Genomic DNA, 561 nt, shown 5'->3' on the forward strand with positions numbered 1-561 from the left:
CAGGCTCAGACCGGGAATGGGGCGCCCGCCCTGAGCGGAATGCGGGGTCGGGCGAGGCTCGGTACGGAGGGGAGCGGATCCAGATTCCCTCAGTCTTGCGAACATCTCATCTCCTTGGCGTCGCTACTGAGTTTCTGGACGCGAGATCGCGGCGGCCGAGTAATCCTGCGTCGTACGTGACTCTCTTCCGTCGTGCTGACGTCCCGCTGACGCGACGCTGACGCGGCCGGGACCGATCGGGATCTCCGGCGGCGGTTCTCCGCGACCGCATTGCTGGTTAGGGTGGCAAGCAGGGATTCGCGGGGGCGCGGCAGGGCGGTGGCGGCGGGGGACATGGGACTGGAACACGAACCACTGCTGCGGGCGCGGCTCGGGCCGGTCGCGGCCGTCGCCGCGGTGGTGGTGGTCGTGCTCGGGGTCCTGTACGCCGGCCACAGCGAGCCCGGCAGGGTGGACAGGTGGATCATCCAGCCGACGGCGGACAGTGTGGGGCTGCCCTGGCGGTCTCTCGCCCTGGCCACGGACTTCTTGGGGGAGCCCGTGGGAGCGGCGGCGCTGGTC

1 pseudogene is annotated in these 561 nt (G+C 70.6%); it reads left to right on the forward strand.

Annotation, left to right across the window (positions count from 1 at the left end):
• Window positions 1–333 precede the first annotated feature (333 nt).
• A pseudogene (locus tag CCL05_RS39910) lies at window positions 334–561 on the forward strand (phosphatase PAP2 family protein); the annotation flags it as partial.

This window comes from Streptomyces africanus (assembly GCF_002150735.1).
Classification (GTDB): Bacteria; Actinomycetota; Actinomycetes; order Streptomycetales; family Streptomycetaceae; genus Streptomyces; species Streptomyces africanus.